Annotated in this window: 23 protein-coding genes, 1 tRNA gene and 1 other RNA gene; 13 read left to right on the top strand and 12 right to left on the bottom strand. The window is 67.0% G+C overall.

Features of this window, described 5'->3' with window-relative positions; translation table 11 throughout:
- Window positions 1-210, top strand: a 210-nt coding sequence (locus WBA11_RS06570; RefSeq protein ID WP_424519906.1) for a hypothetical protein, incomplete at its 5' end; no start/stop codon positions are given.
- A gap of 29 nt (window positions 211-239) precedes the next feature.
- Here the strand turns inward: WBA11_RS06570 and WBA11_RS06565 are convergent.
- Entirely contained in the window at window positions 240-1,400 is a 1,161-nt protein-coding gene (locus WBA11_RS06565) for an alpha/beta fold hydrolase (RefSeq protein ID WP_424519905.1), read from the bottom strand.
- A 60-nt stretch (window positions 1,401-1,460) separates the two neighbouring features.
- Here WBA11_RS06565 and WBA11_RS06560 point away from each other — a divergent pair, with 60 nt between their 5' ends.
- The 5 genes from WBA11_RS06560 to WBA11_RS06540 all read left to right on the top strand — a co-directional run bounded on the left by WBA11_RS06560 (window position 1,461) and on the right by WBA11_RS06540 (window position 5,266).
- Window positions 1,461-2,456, top strand: coding sequence for a cation diffusion facilitator family transporter (locus WBA11_RS06560; RefSeq protein ID WP_424519904.1), 996 nt, complete (start codon window positions 1,461-1,463; stop codon window positions 2,454-2,456).
- Window positions 2,456-3,817 carry an FAD-dependent oxidoreductase gene (locus tag WBA11_RS06555; protein WP_424519903.1) on the top strand — a complete coding sequence of 454 codons (1,362 nt, stop codon included), beginning with the start codon at window positions 2,456-2,458 and terminating at the stop codon, window positions 3,815-3,817. The genes WBA11_RS06560 and WBA11_RS06555 overlap by 1 nt, the downstream gene beginning before the upstream one ends.
- On the top strand, window positions 3,817-4,374 hold the full coding sequence (locus WBA11_RS06550; RefSeq protein ID WP_424519902.1) for an NUDIX domain-containing protein: 558 nt from the start codon (window positions 3,817-3,819) through the stop codon (window positions 4,372-4,374). Before WBA11_RS06555 ends, WBA11_RS06550 begins: the two co-directional genes overlap by 1 nt.
- Before the next feature lie 54 nt (window positions 4,375-4,428).
- Window positions 4,429-4,794, top strand: coding sequence for a preprotein translocase subunit SecG (secG, locus tag WBA11_RS06545; RefSeq protein ID WP_424519901.1), 366 nt, complete (start codon window positions 4,429-4,431; stop codon window positions 4,792-4,794).
- A 208-nt stretch (window positions 4,795-5,002) separates the two neighbouring features.
- A complete protein-coding gene (locus WBA11_RS06540) occupies window positions 5,003-5,266 on the top strand; it encodes a hypothetical protein (protein ID WP_424519900.1) in 264 nt (87 codons plus the stop codon).
- A 276-nt stretch (window positions 5,267-5,542) separates the two neighbouring features.
- Here WBA11_RS06540 and rnpB read toward each other — a convergent pair.
- The 10 genes from rnpB to WBA11_RS06490 form a co-directional block, all read right to left on the bottom strand.
- An RNA gene (gene rnpB, locus WBA11_RS06535) (RNase P RNA component class A) lies at window positions 5,543-5,974 on the bottom strand.
- Window positions 5,975-6,050: 76 nt separating this feature from the next.
- Window positions 6,051-6,797, bottom strand: coding sequence for a zinc ribbon domain-containing protein (locus WBA11_RS06530; RefSeq protein ID WP_424519899.1), 747 nt, complete (start codon window positions 6,795-6,797; stop codon window positions 6,051-6,053).
- Window positions 6,798-6,956: 159 nt separating this feature from the next.
- Window positions 6,957-7,598, bottom strand: a complete 642-nt coding sequence (locus tag WBA11_RS06525; protein ID WP_424519898.1) for a potassium channel family protein — start codon at window positions 7,596-7,598, stop codon at window positions 6,957-6,959.
- Between the two features lie 14 nt (window positions 7,599-7,612).
- Complete coding sequence (locus WBA11_RS06520) at window positions 7,613-8,830, bottom strand: low temperature requirement protein A (protein ID WP_424519897.1); 1,218 nt, start codon at window positions 8,828-8,830, stop codon at window positions 7,613-7,615.
- A 3-nt stretch (window positions 8,831-8,833) separates the two neighbouring features.
- Entirely contained in the window at window positions 8,834-9,256 is a 423-nt protein-coding gene (locus tag WBA11_RS06515; RefSeq protein ID WP_424519896.1) for a DoxX family protein, read from the bottom strand.
- Window positions 9,253-9,582 (bottom strand): nuclear transport factor 2 family protein, encoded by a 330-nt coding sequence (locus WBA11_RS06510; protein WP_424519895.1) that lies wholly within the window; start codon window positions 9,580-9,582, stop codon window positions 9,253-9,255. The genes WBA11_RS06515 and WBA11_RS06510 overlap by 4 nt, the downstream gene beginning before the upstream one ends.
- A gap of 102 nt (window positions 9,583-9,684) precedes the next feature.
- Window positions 9,685-10,440 carry an SDR family oxidoreductase gene (locus WBA11_RS06505; protein WP_424519894.1) on the bottom strand — a complete coding sequence of 252 codons (756 nt, stop codon included), beginning with the start codon at window positions 10,438-10,440 and terminating at the stop codon, window positions 9,685-9,687.
- A 141-nt stretch (window positions 10,441-10,581) separates the two neighbouring features.
- The gene (locus WBA11_RS06500) at window positions 10,582-11,445 is read right to left on the bottom strand and encodes a helix-turn-helix transcriptional regulator (protein WP_424519893.1); all 864 of its coding nucleotides are present in this window, start codon (window positions 11,443-11,445) and stop codon (window positions 10,582-10,584) included.
- A gap of 87 nt (window positions 11,446-11,532) precedes the next feature.
- Window positions 11,533-12,648, bottom strand: coding sequence for a Nif3-like dinuclear metal center hexameric protein (locus WBA11_RS06495; RefSeq protein ID WP_424519892.1), 1,116 nt, complete (start codon window positions 12,646-12,648; stop codon window positions 11,533-11,535).
- Window positions 12,645-13,970 carry an MFS transporter gene (locus WBA11_RS06490; protein WP_424519891.1) on the bottom strand — a complete coding sequence of 442 codons (1,326 nt, stop codon included), beginning with the start codon at window positions 13,968-13,970 and terminating at the stop codon, window positions 12,645-12,647. The genes WBA11_RS06495 and WBA11_RS06490 overlap by 4 nt, the downstream gene beginning before the upstream one ends.
- Before the next feature lie 79 nt (window positions 13,971-14,049).
- Here WBA11_RS06490 and WBA11_RS06485 point away from each other — a divergent pair.
- Window positions 14,050-14,122 (top strand) — tRNA-Arg (locus WBA11_RS06485).
- A 123-nt stretch (window positions 14,123-14,245) separates the two neighbouring features.
- Window positions 14,246-14,548, top strand: coding sequence for a hypothetical protein (locus WBA11_RS06480; RefSeq protein ID WP_424519890.1), 303 nt, complete (start codon window positions 14,246-14,248; stop codon window positions 14,546-14,548).
- Between the two features lie 9 nt (window positions 14,549-14,557).
- Here WBA11_RS06480 and WBA11_RS06475 read toward each other — a convergent pair whose 3' ends face one another.
- On the bottom strand, window positions 14,558-15,388 hold the full coding sequence (locus WBA11_RS06475; protein ID WP_424519889.1) for a lysophospholipase: 831 nt from the start codon (window positions 15,386-15,388) through the stop codon (window positions 14,558-14,560).
- A gap of 53 nt (window positions 15,389-15,441) precedes the next feature.
- Between WBA11_RS06475 and WBA11_RS06470 the strand changes: the two genes are divergently transcribed.
- The 5 genes from WBA11_RS06470 to secF all read left to right on the top strand — a co-directional run.
- Window positions 15,442-15,729, top strand: a complete 288-nt coding sequence (locus WBA11_RS06470) for a family 4C encapsulin nanocompartment shell protein (RefSeq protein ID WP_424519888.1) — start codon at window positions 15,442-15,444, stop codon at window positions 15,727-15,729.
- 45 nt (window positions 15,730-15,774) lie between these two features.
- Window positions 15,775-16,056, top strand: coding sequence for a DUF427 domain-containing protein (locus WBA11_RS06465; protein WP_424519887.1), 282 nt, complete (start codon window positions 15,775-15,777; stop codon window positions 16,054-16,056).
- 68 nt (window positions 16,057-16,124) lie between these two features.
- Window positions 16,125-16,637, top strand: coding sequence for a hypothetical protein (locus tag WBA11_RS06460; protein ID WP_424519886.1), 513 nt, complete (start codon window positions 16,125-16,127; stop codon window positions 16,635-16,637).
- A 125-nt stretch (window positions 16,638-16,762) separates the two neighbouring features.
- Entirely contained in the window at window positions 16,763-18,685 is a 1,923-nt protein-coding gene (gene secD, locus WBA11_RS06455; RefSeq protein WP_424519885.1) for a protein translocase subunit SecD, read from the top strand.
- Between the two features lie 160 nt (window positions 18,686-18,845).
- A partial coding sequence (secF, locus tag WBA11_RS06450) for a protein translocase subunit SecF (RefSeq protein ID WP_424519884.1) occupies window positions 18,846-19,768 on the top strand: 923 nt, incomplete at its 3' end.

The raw sequence follows: 19,768 nt of genomic DNA, 5'->3' as shown, positions 1-19,768 counted from the left end.
GGCTTCAACGGTGGCGTCGGCCCCGGCGGACGGTGCGCCGAGGCCGGAGCGGTGGCGGGCCTCGACGTCCGCTTCCGCCTTCTGGGCGCGGATATCTCGGTCCCCCTCGCCCTGGGGTTCCCGCTCGTCGGGGACACGCGTTTGGAAGGACGGGGCAGCTACTTGGCGCCCTACGCCCCGCTGACGACCGGCATCCGCGTCCGGTTCTAGACGTCCTCGAGGTCGGCGTCTCGAGAGCGCTACCCCGCGAGAAACGCGCCAACTGCCGAGGCGAACGCTTCGACCTCGACGCCTTGGATCGGGTGGTCGAGGCCGGGGATGACCCACAGCCTCGAGTCCGGGATCGAGCGGCGAAGGGTGAGGGCGTGCTCGACATTGAAGAATCGATCGGAATCGCCGTGGGAGATCAGGACGGGGCATTCGATCTGGGACAGCTCGTCGTCGCTCAGGTGCGCGTTGGGCAACGCACGGGTAAACGCGACGGTCGACTCGACGAGTCGGCGCCACCCGCTCCCGTGCACGTCCTCGAGACGCCGTGCCCAGAACGAGGTCTCGTCCTCGAGGGCGAGCATCGGCCCGACCATGGCCTCGACCTCGAGGTCGGTCCACTGGACGTTGGCGCCGTGGCTGGCGAGCCGACCCACGAGGTCCGGTCGCTGGCACGCGAGCCCCAGTCCGACGGCGGCGCCCATCGAAAAGCCGAAGACCGAGGCGGCCTCGAGGCCGAGTTCGTCGCAAGCCGTTATTGCATCGTCTACGTACGTCTGCCAGCCGGGCGTCTCGATCTCGAGGTCGGCGCTTCGGCCGTGACCGCTAAAGTCGAGACCGTAGACGCGGAACGTCTTTTCCCAGACCCGGATGAGCCGGTCGGTCTCGAGCTCCGTGGAGCCGAGCGCGCCGTGCAGCACGAGCAGGGGAGGGGCGTCGGCAGGGCCGGAGACCTGGACGGCAAGAAGGCCGCCAGGTGTCGAGATCTCGACCCACTCTGGGGCCTTCCGCACAGACTGGACGAGCTCGATCAATACTCCCGCCGTGTCCTTCGGATGGAGGAACACGATCTGCTTGCCGTCGGCGCCCGGCTTGGGCGCGTCGGCCAGCAGGCGGATCCCCAGGTCGCGGACACGCTCCATCTCGGCCTCGAGGTCGGGCACCTCGAAGGCGAGGTGGTGGACGCCGGGGCCGCGCTTGTCGAGGAACGTCGCGACCGGCGATGCGTCGCGCGTGGCCTCGAGCAGCTCCAGCTTGGGCGCCACGCCCTCGAGGCCGCCGTCGCCGAAAAACAGCGTGCGGACGCCCTCCCGCTCGACGGTCTCGGCTTTGTACGGCGTCGAGGACAGCAGCCGTTTGTAAAGCGCCGCGTGTTCGGGGCGGATCGCGATTCCGATGTGGTCGAGGGTCATGGGGAGCGGGGAGGGCGGTGGGAAACTCGCACCTGCGAGTCGGGTCCCACACTCATGCTGATGCACACGCACGGACCTGGCGCGCACGCGCACGACCTCGAGGGCGATCCGTCCTCGATCGATCCGCGGTCGCAGCAACGGATCGCGATGACGGCCAGCTTGGTCGTGGCCGTCCTCATGCTAGTCGGGAAAGGGGTTGCGTGGCGCCTCACAGGATCGACGGCCATTCTCTCCGACGCTCTCGAGTCGGTCGTCCACCTTGCGGCGACGGCGATGGCGGGGTTCAGCCTGTGGTACGCGGCCCAGCCGCCGGACGCGTCGCATCCGTACGGGCACGGCAAGATTGCCTACTTCTCGTCCGGCGTCGAGGGCGCGTTGATCTTGCTCGCGGCGATCGGGATCGTGTGGACCGCCACCATCGATCTCGTCCGCGGCCCCGAGATCCAGCAGATCGGGATCGGGTTGCTCATCACGGGTGGGCTCGCGCTCGTCAACCTGGTGTTGGGTCTGTCACTCGTGCGCATCGGGCGGCAGACCAACGCCATCGTCTTGGTCGCCAACGGCCACCACGTGCTGACGGACATGTGGACGAGCCTGGGCGTGCTCGTCGGGATCGGCCTGGTGTGGCTCACCGACTTGGTCTGGCTCGATCCCGTCGTCGCGCTCTTGGTCGGCGTCAACATCTTGTGGACGAGCGGCCGGCTGATCCGAGAGGCCTACGGAGGGTTGATGGAAACGGCGGACCCCGAGGCGACACGCCAGGTGATCGAGGTGCTGGACCGCGCCCTCGAGGACGGGACCATCCAGGGATTCCACCACGTCCGCCACCGCCGCGTCAACGACCAGGTTTGGATCGAGCAGCACCTGCTCCTGCCCGATCACCTCCGGCTCGTCGAGGCCCATGAACGCGCGACGCAGGTGGAGCTCGCTCAACAGGCGATCTTCCCCGACAGCCGGGTCCAGGTCACGAGTCACCTCGAGCCGGCCTCGCACGACCACCCCGACAACGCCCCCCACGACGCCGTGACCGACTCCTTCGCCGACCTCGAGGCCTGATGAGGATCGCAGTCATCGGTGGACTCGCCGCGGGTCCCGCCGCCGCCGCCGAAGCCGCCCGGCGCGCCCCCGACGCCCAGGTCGTGATGTACGAAGCGGGGCCGCACATCTCCGTTGGGACGTGCGAGTTGCCGTACGCGCTCGGCGGCCGGCTCACGCCCGACGCCGACCTGGTCGTGGTCACGCCCGAAGAGATGAAGCGGTCGCGCGGCGTCGACGTCTTTGTCCATCACCGCGTCACCGCCCTCGATGCCCGGACGGGAACGCTGACCGTCGATGCTCTCGAGTTCGGCGCGACGCGCGAGGAGCGGTTCGATAGGGTGATTCTGGCGACGGGCGCCAAGGCACGCCGCCTCGAGGTCGATGGCGAAGACGCGGCGGGCGTGTTCGAGCTGCGGGATCTGGTCGACAAGGAGCAGATCGAGCGGTGGCTCGAGACCGAGCCTGTCCGGCACGTCGTGGTCGTGGGCGGCGGCTACGTCGGCCTCGAGGCCGCGGAGGCGATGCGCGACCGGGGAATCCGTGCGACGATTCTCGACCCGAGCGGTCGCGTGCTCAACTCGACCGTCGCCTGCGAAGCGAGCGACTTGCTGAACGACGCCGTCCTCGAGGCCGGCGTCACGGTACGGCCGGAGCGTGTCACGGAGGTCGTGGCGTCGGGCGACGGCCGCGTCACGGCCGTGCGCACGGACGCAGGCGAGATCATCGGGTGCCAGATGGTGATCGCGTCGGTCGGCATCGAACCGCGGACCGAGCTCGCGAAGGCGGCAGGTCTCAAGCTCGGCTCGCAGGGCGGCCTCGAGGTTGACGACCACATGCGGACGTCGTCGCAGAGGGTGTGGGCGTGCGGCGACGTGGTCGAGATCCCTCGAGCGCCTGATGGCCAGCGCGTGCTCTGGCCCCTCGCGACGACGGCTCGGCGCACGGCCCGCGTGGCCGCTCGCAACGCGACCTCGATGACGCCGGCCGATCGGTTCAGGCCGTTTGCCGGTTCCGTCGCGGTGCTCGCGTTCGGCATCGAGGTCGGGTCAGTCGGCCTGTCATTGTCGCAGGCCCAAGACGCGGGGATCGATGCCGTCGCCGCGGACATCCGGCACAAGAGCCGGACAGGCGCCTTCGAGGACTCGAAACCGATCGATGTCCGGTTGGTTGTCGAGAAAGGGTCGGGGCGGATTCTGGGCGGCCAACTCGTGGGAGCCGAGGGCGCGGCGCTGAGGGCGAACGTCCTGGCTCCGTTGGTGCAGTCGAAAGCGACCGCTCGAGAGCTCGCCGAGGACATCGACCTGTTGTACACGCCGCCGCTCGCCCCGGCGGTGGATCCGTTGAAAATCGCGGCCAGCCGCGCCTTACACCTGACGTAGTGGACCTGGAAGAACGCTCGATCGACACGGAGCAGGTCTACGACGGCGTCCTGCTCGACGTCCGCCGCGACCGCGTACGTCTGCCGAACGGCCAAGAGTCCGGTCGGGAGTGGATCAAGCACCCCGGCGCCTCGGCCGTGGTCGCCGTCGACGACAACGATCGTGTGATCCTAATCCGGCAGTTCCGGTTCGGCCCGAAGCGCGTCTTCTGGGAGGTGCCGGCCGGGAAGCTCGATCATGGGGGCGAAGATCCTCTCGTGGCCGCCAAGCGAGAGCTGGCCGAAGAAGTGGGCCTCGAGGCCTCGTCCTGGAAGCGAATCGGCACCACGTATCCCGCGATCGGGTACTCCGACGAGTGGATCGCACTCTTCTTGGCCCGCGACCTCGAGGCCGTGGAGGTCCACACCGACGACGACGAGTTCGTGGAGCCGTTTTGGCTCGCCCTCGAGGAGGCGGTCCGCAAGGCACAGCGCGGTGAGATCGAGGACGCCAAGTCGTGCGTCGCGCTCTTGGTCGCCGCCGCTGCCCTTGAGGACGAGCGTCTTCACGGAGGTTGAGCGGGCGTCTTCTGTCGTGGGGGGGCTAGCTTCGCCGGACTCCGCGCCAGAATCATGTTCTACTTCTTGATCATCCTCATCCTCGTTGTCGCCTTGCTGATGGCGCTCGTCGTCCTGCTCCAGAGCGGGAAGGGCGGAGGCCTGGCCGGCATCGCCGCCGGCGGCCAGACGACGCAGATCCTGGGCGCTCGCCAGGCCCCGGACTTTCTGGAGAAGGCGACCTGGACGCTGGGCTGGACTTTTCTGGCGCTGTGCGTCATGACCACCTTCTTCATCCCGCGCGCGGGCGGCGGCAGCAGCATCCTTCAGGATCGCGCCGACGAGCTCCCGGCCGGCGCTCCGGCCCCGATCGAGGCCCCGATCAACGGCGGCCTCGAGGGCGACGCGCCCGCGGCCGAGCCGATCGTACCGGCCGAGTAGCGACCTCGAGGTCGATTCCGTTTGCGAAGCCGCGTCCTCGAGGGCGCGGCTTCTCTTTTGGTTGCCAGGCCTAGTGCTGCGATGGGAGCGTATCTGCGTCTTGTGCCGAATGTCGTCGCGTATGCTGACGAATCTGACCGCTTAAGCCGACCTCGAGGCCGGCTGAATTGTTGGTTCCGTGGCTCCTAACCATCAGCGACTCGTCACGATGACTGACACTCACACGCCTCTTGCAACGACGGTGCTCTACGTCAATGATGTCGCCCAAGAGGTCGAGTTCTACCGTCACGCGCTCAGCCTGGAGCCCCGTCTCTACGACGAGGAGAATGGGTCCGCTGAACTCGGCAGCGACGGCCGGATCTCGGTGGCCTCCCACGCGGCCGGTAGCCTCATGATGAGAGATTCTTATCCCAAGCCCGAAGACGGCCGGGTGTCGGGGGCCGAACTGGCCTTCTACGCCGCCGACGTTTAAGCGGCGTTCGACCGGGCTGTAGCCGCAGGGGGGCGTCCTGTCACAGCACCACGGGAGATGCCGTGTGGACAGACGGTGGCATACGTCGAGGACCCCGCCGGTACTCCGCTCGGGTTCGTCACTAGGATGGGAAAAGACGCCATGTAGCCCGCTGTTGCACGCTTACCGCGGACACGTCTGTGTTCGGCCGGGTCATTCCGGCGTGCCCACCTCCAAAGAGCCACCTGCGTCCTCGAGGACGAAAAAGCCCCGCCTCACGAATGAGACGGGGCCTGCGACGCGCGCCGGCCTGTACGCCGGATTCTGTCCCCGCCGCCGAGTCGCGCGGCGACGGTGGACCGTCATCTATCTGGGACCGTCGTCGCCGACGGCCTCGAGCGGTCTACCCGCGTCCTCGAGCGGGCACTCTTTCCTCCGAAGAGGGCGGACGCTGCGTGACCTTGCACCCCACGGGGTTTGCCTAGCCGCAGACGTCGCCGCCCGCGCTGGTGGGCTCTTACCCCACCGTTTCACCCATCACCTGTGACTGCCGGACCGTTACCGATCCGAGGTCCATCGGCTGGTCTGTTCTCTGCTGCACGTGCCGTCACCGACCTCGCGGTCGGCGCCTTCCTGTTAGGAAGCGCGGTGCCCTGCGGTGTCCGGACGTTCCTCCCCGGAGCGAGGACCGCAAGCGGTCGATCCCGAGGCGACGGTCCGGCCGACGCGCCCGTAAACAACGAGCGGACGGCGGGATCTGCACCCGCCGCCCGCTCAAGGTCGTGTGAGTTCGTCGGAGACGAGCCTAGGAGGCCGCGGCCTCCTGGAAGAGCGCGTCGTCGACGATGATGCGGCCGTCGTGCTCCGAGACGATGATCCGGTCCCGCTGGCGGACCTCGACCTGGCGCTGCGGTGGCACCATGAAGCCGGCCGCGGCGCCGCGCTCGATGGGGACGACGGCGCGGCCATCGCGGACGCGCGTCCTGAGGCGCTCGTAGGCGCGCAAGTAACGGTCGTCGATGTTCTTGGCGGCCTTGGACCGCTGCTTCTCGAACTGGCCCTGCTCCGACTTGGTCTCCTCGACCACCTTCTCGAGCTCGACCTGCTTCTCCTGGATCCGGGCCTCCAGGTCCTTGAGCGCGTCGTCGGCGCCGTCGACGGTCTCGGCCGTGTCGTCCTCGAGGTTGTCGTAGCGCTCGATCTCCTCGTAGGCCGTCTGGATCCGTTGGCGGTGCGCCTCGATCTCCTTGGTGAGCGCGTCGTACTCGCGGTTGTTGCGCACCTGGAGCTGCTGCTCCTCGTACTTGCGGATCAGGCCCTCGGACTCGGCGATGTCCAGCTTGAGCTTCTTCTTCTGGACCTCGGCCTCCTTCTTGTCCTGGTCGATCTTGCCGAGCCGAGTCTGAAGACCGACGCGCTCGTCCTCGAGGTCGCGGATCTCGTCCGGCAGGTCGCCACGGAGCTTGGTGAGCTGGTCGATCTTGGAGTCGATGATCTGGAGGCGAACGAGGGCGCGGAGCTGGTCCTCGATCGTGGTCGTTTCGGTCGCCATGCGTGCGGGTCGGAGGGGAAGTCAGTCAGGCTAACCCCTGGAAGGGCCTGGGGTTTTGAGAGCGACGCGAAATCGCGGCTCGGGGCGTCCTCGAGGACGCGTGTTCCGACTTCCGATTCGAGACGCTTACGGCGTTTCGCTAACCTCGCAAAGTCACCTCTACCGCGTTTGGTACATGCTGACGAGCCGCGACAAGAGCACGACTGTGTAGAGCACGCCGACGACGGCCTCGAAGGCCGCGAACGCTTGCGCGTAGTACCCCACGGGCAAGATGTCGCCGTAGCCGAGCGACGTTAACGTGACGTAGCTGAAGTAGAGAAACTCCTGCCACTCGACGCCCGCCCCCGAGGCTGACGCGAACGAGCCCGGCGCGAGCCATTCGATCAGGCCGAAGATGGCCGTGAACACGGACCCGATGACGAGGTAGAGCGACGTCGCCGCCAAGACGACCTCGGTGAACACCTGCTCAGCCTGGAAGACGTAGCGCGCCAGCACGGCGATCGCGACGGCGTGGTAGGCGATCACGCTCACAAACAGAGCGGCCGGCGTGAGCGAGCCCGGGGCGTACGAGTTCGCTAGCCCGGCCGCGAGCACGGCCAGTCCCGTTGCGGCGATACTCGCACGTGCCCAACGGCTCCGCGTCATCCCGAACACGGCCGTCACAAAGAGGCTCGCAAAGAAGGCGTAGAACGCGGCCGGCCATATGCCTCCCGCTCCCGAGAGCGGGTATACGAGGTTGTGGACGACGAGTCCCGCGAGCAGGAGCGCTGCTTTGTGAGTGTCGCCGAACCGATCTAGCACGGACTCCGCCGGCGTCACGAGACGTGCTCTGGCACCACCGATGGACGCGCGGATGAAGTTGGCGCGTCGTCGTGGCCCTGAGAGGTCGCGACGACATTGAGCACCACCAGGACCGCGAGGACCGCCGCTCCGAGCACGACGCCTGAGGCGTGCGCCAGCAGGACCGCGCCGCCGACAGCCGCCAGCGCTGGCAGCGCCAGGAGATGACCGACGGGCAGGCTCCCCGTCACCGACCTCTCGAAGAGCGCGCTCCCAACGAGATAGAGCGACGGCCCGACCGTCGCCACAAGGACGGTCGAGAGGTAGACAGCGTCGTACGGATGGGCGATGATCATCTCGATCCCGACGGCGACCACGATCGCTCCGCAAACCATGATGCCGTGGGAGTATGCGAGGCCAGCCCGAGCGAGCCGCGCGGCGTTGGCCGGGTCGTGCTCGAAGGCGTGTTCGCCCCGCTCGGTCGTGCGGACGAAGTAGAGCCACCACATCGCAATGATGATCGAGAACCCGAGCGCGGCGGCGCCGAGGTACGGCAGACCGAGCGACGTCCCGACGAGCGTCCCGCCCAGGAGCAGGATCGACTCGCCGAGCGCGATGATGAACACGAGTTGGTTCCGCTCTAGCAGGTGGAGCCCCGCGAGCGGCCACGACTCCATCGGAGTCGGCCCAGCGCCCGGCACCCAGAAGCCGACGAACGGCGCTGCGTAGTCGATCACGACGGCCGCGATCCACAGCCCCGTTCGGAGCTCGGGCAGGAACACGCCCGCGATCCAGAAGCCGGCCGAGACCGTGCTCCAGACGCCGAGCTGGGCGTAGTTCTGGCTCATCTGCTGACCTCGAAAGACGGCCGCCATATAGAACGCCCGCACGAGAGCCATCGTCACGTAGGCCCCGACGAAAAGGGGTGCCCCGGTCGTGAACGCCGTCGGGATCGCCGCGGCCATTAGGAGCGCGCACCCCATGAGGAAGGCGACGAGGGTTCGGCCAGCCGGGTGGTCGGGGTCGAGCCAGTTCGTCGCCCAGGCTGTGTAGTTCCACGCCCACCACACCGCCGCGAAGACCGTCGCAGCCTGGAGCGCCCCGAGCGGGGAGAGGTGGGCCAGGAGGTAGTGCGAGAGCTGGATGATCGAGAAGACGTACACCAGGTCGAAGAACAGCTCCATGTTGGACACACGGGGCTCTCCGGGCGCTCGGAGAGCGGCGGTCGGTGCGAGTCGGGCGAGCAAAGACAAGGTCTAACGAGGGGCCGGTGACGAGGGGGCAACGGGAGCGACAGGCGTCTGCGCGCCGTTCCGTGGGCGGTCGGTGACGTCGCCGACCCAGGCCAGCAAGAGGAGGCCGCCGATGGCCGCGAGGTTCTTGAGGAAGTGGAGCACTTGGCCATGTCGCTCGGCGGCCTCGACGGCCCAGAACGGGTGCGAGGCGAACGCGTCAACGACCAGGAAGGCGGCCATAATGAGCGACACCCACGTCACCTGCCACCCGAACGCGATCGCGAGCCCGGCGACCAGCTCGAAGGCCGAGAACACGACGGTCCCGGCACTGACCGGCCCGCCCGAGATCACGCCGGCCGCCATCAGGAGCCGCTCGGCACCGAGCCCGATGAACACGCTCGCGATCAACACCCGGGCGACGACGTAGAGGAGGGGACTCGTCATCCGCTCGTGATCCGCATCTCGCGGACGCGATCGCCGTCGGTGACGAAGACGAACCGGCTGTCGCCGTTGTGGTGCGTGCTCGCCCACCCGGCGCGGACATCGACCTCGTCGCCGCGCACGTCTACGGTTTGGGGCGTCATCGTACCCTCGGCGCCGATGAACTCGCGGTCGCTCCAGCCGCGGATCGCGTCGTGACCGACGAAGCGGCGGCCCCAGTCGTCGACTACCCCATCATCAGGAAAGAAGGCGAGGAAGGAATCTGTGTCGCCGCGGTTGACGGCGTCGACGAAGGCGCCGACGGGGGCAGGGAGGTCGGGGGTGCTCATGGGTACAGGAGAATAGACAGGGGGAGACAGACGCGGCGGAGAGCCGGGGCCGTCCTGTTAGAGGCCGCCGGCGCCGACGTGCGATGCCGGGGCGGTCGCCGGCTAGCGCGTCGTGTAGCCTCCGTTGGCGAAGATGGTCTGGCCGGTGATCCACCAGCCCTCCGTTGCTAGGAAGCGGACGATGGGCACGATGTCCTCGATCTGGGTGAGATCGCCGTTCATCGCCTGCGACTTGTGGTACTCGACGCGCTCGGGCGTCTCCTGCCCGTAAAAGAACGGGGTGTCCATCGGGCCGGGGCCGATCGCCGTCACCGAGATCCCGCGCGGTCCGAACTCCTTGGCCGCGGCGCGCGTGAAGTGCTCGACGGGCGCCTTCCCGCCGGCGTACGTCGAGTACCCGTCGGTGAACGCGGCCAGGAGCGAGGTCACGATGGTGATGATCGTGCCGTCGTCGTGGAGCGTCCGTCCGGCCTCCTTGATGAAGAAGTAGGCGGCCTTCGCGTTGACGTCCATCATCGTGTCGAACTCGGCCTCGGTCGTCTCGGCGATGGGCTTGCGGAGGACCATCCCGGCCGTGTTGACGGCGATGTCAGCGCGGCCGAACCGCTCGACGGTCTGGTCGAAGAGGGCCGCGCACGCGTTAGGTTTCGTGAGGTCGCTCTGGATGGCGACGGCGTCACGGCCGAGATCCTTGACGGCCTGGACGGTCGACTGGGCGTCGTCCTTCGAGCCGTCGCTGTGGTAGTGAACGACGACGTCGGCGCCGCCTTCGGCGAGCTGGCGGCTGATGAGGCCGCCGAGGTTGTTTGCGCCGCCGGCGACGACGGCGACCTTGTCTGTGAGTGGTTGCGCTGCCATGACGTGTGACTAGAAAAAAGGAAGAGCGCGCGTTATGCGCGACACATCCTATTCCCAGTCACTCGCGCCCGTCTTGCACAAGGTGCCGGCTTGGAACATTCCTCGGGCTGCGTTCTCGAAAACGAGCACCTCGAGTGCCGTTCAAGTGGCCCGCAGTTCGCCGGGCGTGATCCCTAGGCGGCGGCGCATCGTGCGCGTGAGGTGGCTCTGGTCTGAGAATCCGGTCTGGTAGGCGACCGTCGCGATCGTGTCCTCCGTCTCAGTCAGGAGGCGCTGAGCTTCTCTGATACGCCTTTCGATGACGTACTGGTGTGGGGTCTGTCCTGTCGATCGCCGGAACAAGTCGATAAAGTGAGAGGGACTATATCCCGCGATGGATGCGATCTCGGCGAGTGTAATCGTGCTCGCTAGTCGGGCGCTGACATAGTCCGTTACAAGCTGGAGGGTTTCGGCTGCGAGACCCCGACCGACCGTGAGGGTGCGTGCCCCCTCGACGCTGTGTTCCTTGACGAGATGGGCGACGAGAGCCTGCGTGAGCGACTCGGCATAGAGAAGGTCCGGCTTCTCCTCCCGTTCAAACTCTGCAGCTAGCGTCAGGGCCAACTGGTGAAGCAGTGGGTCCCGAATCTCGTAGTTCGGCACGAGCTCTGCGCTCGAGCATCGCCCGGTCTGTTCCGCGACGTGGTCCAGCGTCGACGGTGCGACTGCAAGAAGAACAAGTTCGACCGGGCCGGACCACCTCGGCCGAGTATCCAAGCCAGCCGGGTTCAAGATGGAATCCCCATCCGAAAACTCAGATCGCTGTTCAGCTCCGTGGCTTTGCCATGTGAGACGTTGAGTCACGCCGACGGGTACGACCAGAACATGACGAGCTGGCCCCGTCGCGCCGTCACCCGATCCCGGCGCGTCGGGATCGTCGACGATCCTCTCGACGGTCACTGGTCCGAGCCTCGTGCCGCTCCCGGAAAGCTGCGTGAGATGAGGTTTGATGCTAGATCGCTTCATGGCCACTCAAATGGTACGCTCAGAGCATCGGGGCCAGAGCGACGTTCGACCTCGAGGGCATCGGCGTTTCGCCGTTCATTGAAATGGCTACCCCGCAAACGTCCGCATCGGCGATGTCCGCTGCCGCGTCACGTCGACCTCGAGGCCGCCCAGATGCGCGCGCAAGTGGTCCGCGATCAGCGTTTCCGTGATCGCTTCGGTCTCGTAATGGCCCGCATCGACGAGCGCGAGTCGCGTCTCGCCCCCGTGATCGAGCGCCTCAAACCACCGGTGGTACGTCACGTCCGACGTCACAAAGGCGTCGGCTCCCCCTCGAATCGCGGCGGGTAGGAACGACAGACCGGACCCTCCGCACACCGCGACCCTGTGGATCATGGCATCGTCGCTCCCGACGTACCGCAGCGCGCCGGCTCCCAACGCGTCGCGGACGCGGGCCAGAAAGCGCGGCAGCGGCTCCGCGTCCTCGAGGACGCCGACGGCTCCGTATCCCTGACGAGTCGCCGCGTTTTTGATGTCGTAGACGTCGATGGCCGGCTCCTCATACGGATGCGCCTTGCGGACCGCGCGCAACGTCCTCGAGGTCGACCACGTCGGGACGACGGCCTCGATGCGGACCTCGTCGACGGCCTCGAGGTCGCCGGCTGTTCCGAGGGCCGGGTTCGCGTCTTCGGAGGGTCGGAAACGTCCGGTGCCGGTCGAGGTAAACGAGCACGCGTCGTACTCGGCGATCTGTCCGGCGCCGGACGCCGTCAGCGCCTCTCGGATGGCGTTCGCAGCCGCAGCGGGTGCGAACACGACCACCTTTTGCATCACGCCCTCGAGGGGCGACAAGATCTCGGCCCCTGTGACGCCAAGTTGCTCAGCGAGCGCGAACGAAACGCCGCCGTGGGCCGCGTCGAGGTTGGTGTGGATCGCCGCGTAGCTCACGCCCGCTCGCCCTAGCCGCCACACGAGCGAGCCAATGGGATCCGTCGCCGTCACGCGACCGACCGGCTTGAACAGCAGCGGGTGGTGCGTCACGATCAGTTGCGCGCCGATCTCCTCGGCCTCGAGGACGACGGCCGGCGTCAGGTCGAGGGCGACCAACACGCGACTTACCTCGGCGCTCGGGTCGCCGACTTGCAGCCCGACCCGGTCAAAGTCGGCCTTTTGACCCTGCGGTGCCCAGGCGTCGAGGACGGAGAGGACGTCTGATACGATCATGACGTGGGACGGCCGGAGAGCGCGATGCCCTCGGCCTCGTCGACTCGCGTGAGCAGGACGGCGCCGATGGCGAAGAGGACGATGACGACCGAGATACCGACGCGTTGCGAGCCGGAGATGTCGGTCAGGATGCCGAGCAAGAGGGGGCCGATAAACGCCGTCGCCTTGCCGGAGAACGCGAAGAAGCCGTAGAACTCAGTCTCCTTGTCGTCCGGCACGAACCGGCCGAGCAGCGACCTCGAGGCCGACTGGTTCGGCCCGATCGCGATGCCGACCAGGATGCCGGAGATCCAGAACACGGTCGCGCTCGTGGTGGCGACGGCCAGGATCGCGGCGACGGTCAGCAGGGCGAGGGAGATGAACAGGACCGGACGCCCGCCGATCTTATCGTCCAAGAAGCCGAAGCCGAACGCCCCCAAGCCAGCGGCGACGTTGAGCGCGATTCCAAATATAAGAACTTCCGTTATTGTAAAGCCAAGCGTTCCGCTCGCGTAGATGCCGCCGAACGCGATGAGCGTGACCAGTCCGTCGTTGTAGAACAGCCGCGCGACGAGCAAGCGGACGATCTGGCGGTAGCGTCCGAGCTCCCGACCCGTCTCCGCCAGTTGCGCGAAGCTGGACTGGACCAGGTCTCCGAGCCCTGGCTTGTCAGTCACCTTGACCTCTTTCAGAACGAGGAACGTCGGGATGCTGAACAAGGCGAACCACAGGGCTACCAGAAGATTAGTGGCGCGCACGTGCTCACCCGTGGACATATCGAGGCCGAACGGCGCAGTCTCGACCTGGACGAACACGACGAGCGCGACGACCAGGCACAGCAACCCGCCGACGTAGCCGAGCGCCCACCCGTACCCTGACACGCGGCCGATCTGATCCGGCTTCGCGACGTCGGGCAAGTAGGCGTTGTAAAACACGATCCCCATCTCGAACGCCACGTTCGCGATCACGAACCAGATGAGCGCCTGCATCGCCTGGCCGGGCTCGGCGAAGAACAGCATTCCGGTTCCGATGACGCACGCGACCGTCGTCATCAGCATGAGGCGTTTCCGCGCTCCTCCTCGGTCGGCCAGCGCGCCCAGGATGGGGGAGAGGAGCGCGACCAGGATCGCGGTGACCGTGACGCCCCTCGACCACAGCACCGTCCCGGCCTCGGCGTCGGGAACGAGGGCTCCGGTCGCGTCCGGCGACAGCACCATATAGCCCGTGAAGTAGGTCCCGTAGATGAACGTCACCACGAGGGTGGTGAACGACGAGTTGGCGAAGTCGAACAGGGACCAGGCCCAAATGGCCTTGCGGTCTCCGCGTTGGGATCGGTCGTTCATCGTGAGCCGGTGATGGAGACCGAAGCTAGAGGGCGCGGTGCTGTCGGTCCCTGATGCAGCCGGACTATCTTTTAACCCCGCCCACGTAGCTCAGGGGATAGAGCGTCGGTTTCCTAAACCGCAGGTCGCTGGTTCGATTCCAGCCGTGGGCACCTCCTCGAGGACGTGGTCCGACGTCGTCGACGTGCCGTCGGAGTTTCTTCGTCCTCGAGGGCGATGCTGTGACTTCGAGGACGGAAATCGCGGCAGAGGCCTGAGCATTACCCGGCCACTTTATGACCACGTCCCTCTGGCTGATCCCCGCTTTGCTGTCGATGCTCGCGCCCTCGAGGTCGGACTGCCCGCCCCCGGGTGAGCTCTACGGCGAGATCAAAGTGGTCGAGAGCTTTGCCGACTGCAAGGTCGAGGTCGTGACCAGCTTCCCGGATCTCCGTGTCAAGCTGGTGGACAACTTCGCAGGCGACCCGGGAGAATGGGAGATGGTCGAAAGCTTCCCGGACTACACCGTCGAGTTCGTCACCAGCTTCCCGGACGTCAAGATCGAGTACGTCGAGTCGTTTCCGGGCGTCGAGCGCTAGCGAACCGTTTTAGGACCGCGCCTCGATCCAGTCTGCCAACGCTCCGATCACTTGGTTGCGCTCGAGCTCGTTGTGGGTCTCGTGGTAGAGCCCGTCGTAGAGCGCGAGCGTGACATCCTCCGAGGACGCGTGGTCGGTGATCCACTTCGAGCCCTCGGGGTTCGTGATCACGTCGGCCGTGCCGTGATAGACCAGGAGCGGCACGTCGAAGGCCTCGGGCTTTTCTCGGACCGTCTCGATGGCGCCCAGGATCTCGTGACCGAGCCGAGCCCGCACGCCCTGCGTCGTCGTCAGCGGGTCCTCTTTGTAGACGCGTCCCACCTTCGGGTCTCGCGACAGCTTGCTCAGGTCCACGCGCGTGACGGGCAGCGTCGGGAGCCACTTCGACACGAGCGGCGCCAGCTTGCGCAAGACCGCCGGCGAGTCGACCGACAGCGCGGGCGACGACAGGACGATCCCCGCTAGCCCCTCGGTCCCGACCTCGACGGTGCGGTACGAGACGACCAAGCCACCCATCGAATGGCCCATTAGAAAGACCGGTCGGCCCGCCGCGTCCTCGAGGGCGGACTGGATCACGGGCTCGACGTCCATCAGGTAGTCCCCGAACGTCTCGATCTGGCCGCGCTCGCCAGGCGACAACCCGTGACCCCGGAGGTCGAGCGCGCGGACTGCGACGCCGTGGCGCATTAGTTCGCTCGCGACGCCCGCGTAGCGGCCGCTGTGCTCGTGGACGCCGTGAACCAGCACGACGAACGCCTTCGCCTCGAGGTCAGGCGTCCAGGAGCGGGTGACGACCTCGAGGTCGTCGGCGGTCGTGGCGGTTCCGGTCTCGTGGTGCATGTCGGGATCGAGGGCGAGGTCCGACGGTACGACCGAGCCCCGACGCTGTGCCCATGACCGTCCTCGACGAGACGAACCCCGCCAACCTGCTCTCGACCATCGACCAGCAACTCCAGTCGCTCCGCGACGAGGGCGCCGAGCCCAGCGCGATCCTGGTCGGACCGGAATCCTATGCCGCTCTAAAAATGGCCGTCGCCGAGCGGTTCGGCCGCGAGCCCGCCGACCTCGAGCAGTACCAGTGGCTGACGGTCGTCCTCGACCCGTTCCGCGACAACCGTGTCTGCGTCGTGCCCACCAACCGCGAGAGTACCGCCGGCGTCCGTGCCGAGCGCGTCGGGTAAGACCGTCCTCGAGGACGCCGACTACACGCCACCTCCCTGAACACCATGAAAGCCATCTGGAACGGAACCGTCATCGCCGAGAGTGACGACACGGTCGTCGTCGAGGGCAACCACTACTTCCCGCCGGACTCGCTCAACCGCGACGCCCTCGAGGACAGCGACCACTCGTCCGTGTGTCCGTGGAAGGGGACGGCCGGCTACTACAACGTCGTGGCCGGTGGCGAGACGAACGCGAACGCGGGCTGGGTGTACCGCGCGCCAAAGGACGCGGCGTCCGAGATCAAGGACCACGTCGCGTTCTGGAAGGGCGTTACCGTCGAGGCGTAAGCCCGCCCTCGAGGGCGGTTCTTGTCAATCGCTAGCGAAGCTCCATCAGGTACACCCTGACCAAGCGGGTGCGCGGGTTAGCTTCGGGCTACCCCGTTGCACATCCGTTGCGCCAGCTTCGTCGTCCTGCTCTCGTCCGCGCCCTGGCTGCCCTAGTGGTGGCTGGTGTCGGCCTGACGCTGGCCCCGACCGCCGTCGCTGGAGCGCGTGCCGACGCCGTCCGTGCCGTCCTCGATGACGTCGCCGCGTTCGAGCTCGCCCTCGAGGCCGCCCACGCCAGCGACGATCCGGTCGAGGCGTTCGCCCAGGCCTACGCGATGGCGACTGACGGAGCCGTCACCGCCGAGGCCGTCGTCCGGCTGCTCGGATCGACCTCGATGTCGGGCGTCACGCCCGTGCCCGTCGAGGACACGCGCGCCCGGGCCGCGATCGCCGGTCCGGCGCCGTCGGCATCCCCCGCTTTCGCTACGTCGCCCTCAAGGTTCGCCCTCGAGGACGTTCCGGCCGCCCTCGCGGTCGATCTCGCCGATCATGAGGATGGTCGTGCGACCGCCTCGCCCTCCCAGCCGCGAGGCCCCTAGGTCCAGGCCTCCGGGCCACCTGACGACGAACGCATCGCGCCGGTCCGTGGGGATCGGCGCGTCCCCGGCGCCCTGTGCGCCTTGGCATCCAGAGCACCGGCGCCGTCGTGCGCCCACCCAACACTATGCAAGGAAACGGATTCAAAATCTTTAGCGTCGCAGCGCTGCTCCTCATCTCGATGTGGCAGCTGTTCCCGACCATCGAGAACTCTCTCCAGAACCGCGACCTCGAAGCGATGGAGGAGACGGAGCGCGAGGCCTACGAGGCTGAGAACTACGCCGACATCCAAGAGACGCGCGAGGACGCGCTCAAGCTCGGTCTCGACCTCCAGGGCGGCATGCACGTCACCCTCGAGGTCGGCACCGGAGCGCTCCTGACCGAGCTCGCCGGCAACCGCGCCGACGAGACCTTCACGACCGCCGTCGCCAACGCCGACATCGAGGCCGTCACCTCGGGGGACGACTACGTGAGCTTGTTCGCGGACGCCATCGAGGACGAGCGCGAAGGCACGCGCCTGGCCCGCTACTTCCGCAACGCGGACGCGGAGATCACGGCACGCTCCGAGAACAACGACGTCGAGCTCTACCTCCGTGAGGAGGTCGAGGAAGCTCTCGTTCGTGCCGAGGAGATCATCCGCCAGCGCGTCGACCGGTTCGGCGTCACCGAGCCGCTAATCCAGCGTCAGGGCTCGTCCCGCATCGTCGTCGAGCTGGCCGGCATCGACGACCCCGAGCGCGTCCGCGAGCTCCTGAAGGGCACGGCCAAGCTGACCTTCCACTTGTCGCCGCCGACCGAGGAGATCCAGCAGACGGCCGCCGCGCTCCTGCAGTACTACTCGGAAGGTGAGGAGGCCGCGGGGGTCGAGCCGACGGACGCCGACACGACGGAGGCCGTCGCCATCACGGACAGCGTCGCGACCGACACGTCCGACGTCCTCGACTTGGGCGACATCACGGCCGACGAGCCGACGATGGCGGGCACGAACCCGTTGGCGGAGGTCTTCCAGATGATCCAGCCCGGGCCGAACTCGCCGATCGCGGGCGTCGTCTCGGGTCGGGACACGACCGAAGTGAGCCGGCTCATCAACGCGCCGGGCGCCCAAGCGCTGATCCCGGGCGGCATGAGGCTGCTGTTTACCGCCGGCCCCGACGCCGGCGTGTCGGACGACGGCGAGGGCGTGTACTACTTGATCGCGATCAACGAGCGCGTCGAGCTCTCGGGCGAGGTCATCACCGACGCCGGCCCGGACTTCGATCCGTATACCAACGCACCCCAGGTCTCGATCACGATGGACGGCGCCGGCGCGAGCCGCTGGAGCCAGATCACGGGCGCCAACCGTGAGAAGCCCGTCGTCATCGTCTTGGATAACCTGGTCTACACGTTCCCGACGATCAACGAGCGGATCCCGAACGGTCGGACTCAGATCTCGGGCAGCTTTACGCGCCAGGAGGTCGACGACATCGTGACGGTCTTGAAGTCGGGCGCCTTGCCGGCTCCGGTCTCCATCGTGGAGGAGCGGACGGTCGGGCCGAGCCTGGGCGCGGCCTCGATCCGTGCGGGCACGCGAGCCTTGCTGATCGGCTTCGCGTTCGTCTGCGTGTTCATGGCGTTCTACTACCGGACCGCCGGCATGATCGCGTGCGTCGCGCTGCTGCTGAACGTCCTGTTCATCTTCGGCGTTCTGGCCTCGTTCGGCGCCACGCTGACGCTGCCGGGCATGGCGGGCATCCTGCTGACCATCGGTATGGCGGTCGACGCCAACGTGCTCATCTTCGAGCGCATCCGTGAGGAGATGGCGAGCGGCAAGACGAACAAGGCCGCCATCGAGGGCGGATTCGGCAAGGCGCTCTCTGCTATTGCTGACGCCAACATCACCACGTTCCTGATCGGCGTCATCCTGTTCTCGTTCGGCGTCGGGCCGATCCAGGGCTTCGCGGTCACGCTCATGGCCGGCATCCTGACATCGCTGTTCACGGCGCTCGTCGTGACCCGCCTTCTCATCGATTACCTCGTCGTCGAGCGCGGCGTGGACGTCGCCTTCGGCTGACCGGTTCGGGGTTCTGGGTTCGGGGTTCGCCGCGCGGACTCCGAGCCCAACCCCGACACCTGCTTTCCGACTCGAGGTCGACGACCGCTCGTTGGATCCGTCCGACCTCGAGGTCGCGTCCTCGCGAACCCTGAACCGAGAACCCTGAACATCTAAAGACATGCGCATTCTAGAAAACGCCAACTTCGACTTTCTCAGTCACAACCGGGATAGCTACACCATCTCGGGCATCCTGCTCGCGGTCGCCATCTTCTCGCTGATCTTCGTCGGCCTCGAGGCCGGGATCGACTTCAAGGGCGGGACGGAGTTCATCATCGAGACCGAGCAGCCCATCGCCTCGACCGAGGTGGCCTCGACGCTGAGCTCGGCCCTGGACGACATCTTCGTGGCCAAGGAGTACGGCGACCCGCTGACGCTCCAGGTCAGCACGGCGGCCGGCGGCGACGCCGAGCAGCTCCTCGCGAACGTCGTCAGCACCATCGAGACGTCGTTCGCCGGCGCCAACCCCGAGGTCGTCGGGACCTACTCCGTCGGCCCGCGCATCGCGTCGGACCTGAAGGAGAAGGCCATCGTGCTCGTGCTCGGCGCCTTGTTCGTGATCCTGTTGTACATCTTTATCCGCTTCGACTGGCGCTACGCCGTCGCCGCCGTGATCACGCTGGCCCACGACGTGACGATCGTCCTCGGGTTGTTCGCGCTGTTCCACAACGTGACGCCGTTCTCACTGCAGATCGACCAGGCCATCATCGCAGCACTGCTGACGATCGTCGGTTACTCGATCAACGACACCGTCGTCGTGTTCGACCGCATCCGAGAGTACGCCTTGCTCTTCAAGACGGAGCCGTACGCCGAGACCGCTAACCGCGCTGTCAACACGACGCTGTCGAGGACGATTTTGACCTCGGGCACGACGTTGATCGCGGTCTTGGTGCTGTTCCTGATCGGCGGCGAGGTCCTCCGCGGCTTCTCGCTGGCCCTCCTGGTCGGCATCGCGGTCGGTACCTACTCGTCCATCTTCGTGGCGAGCCCGATCGTGGTGGCGCTGCGCAAGAAGTACGCCCCGGCCCGCCGCGTCGTCTCGAC

It is taken from the genome of Rubrivirga sp., from assembly GCF_049648075.1.
Lineage (GTDB): Bacteria > Bacteroidota > Rhodothermia > Rhodothermales > Rubricoccaceae > Rubrivirga.
This window is presented reverse-complemented; position numbering and strand designations above follow the sequence as displayed.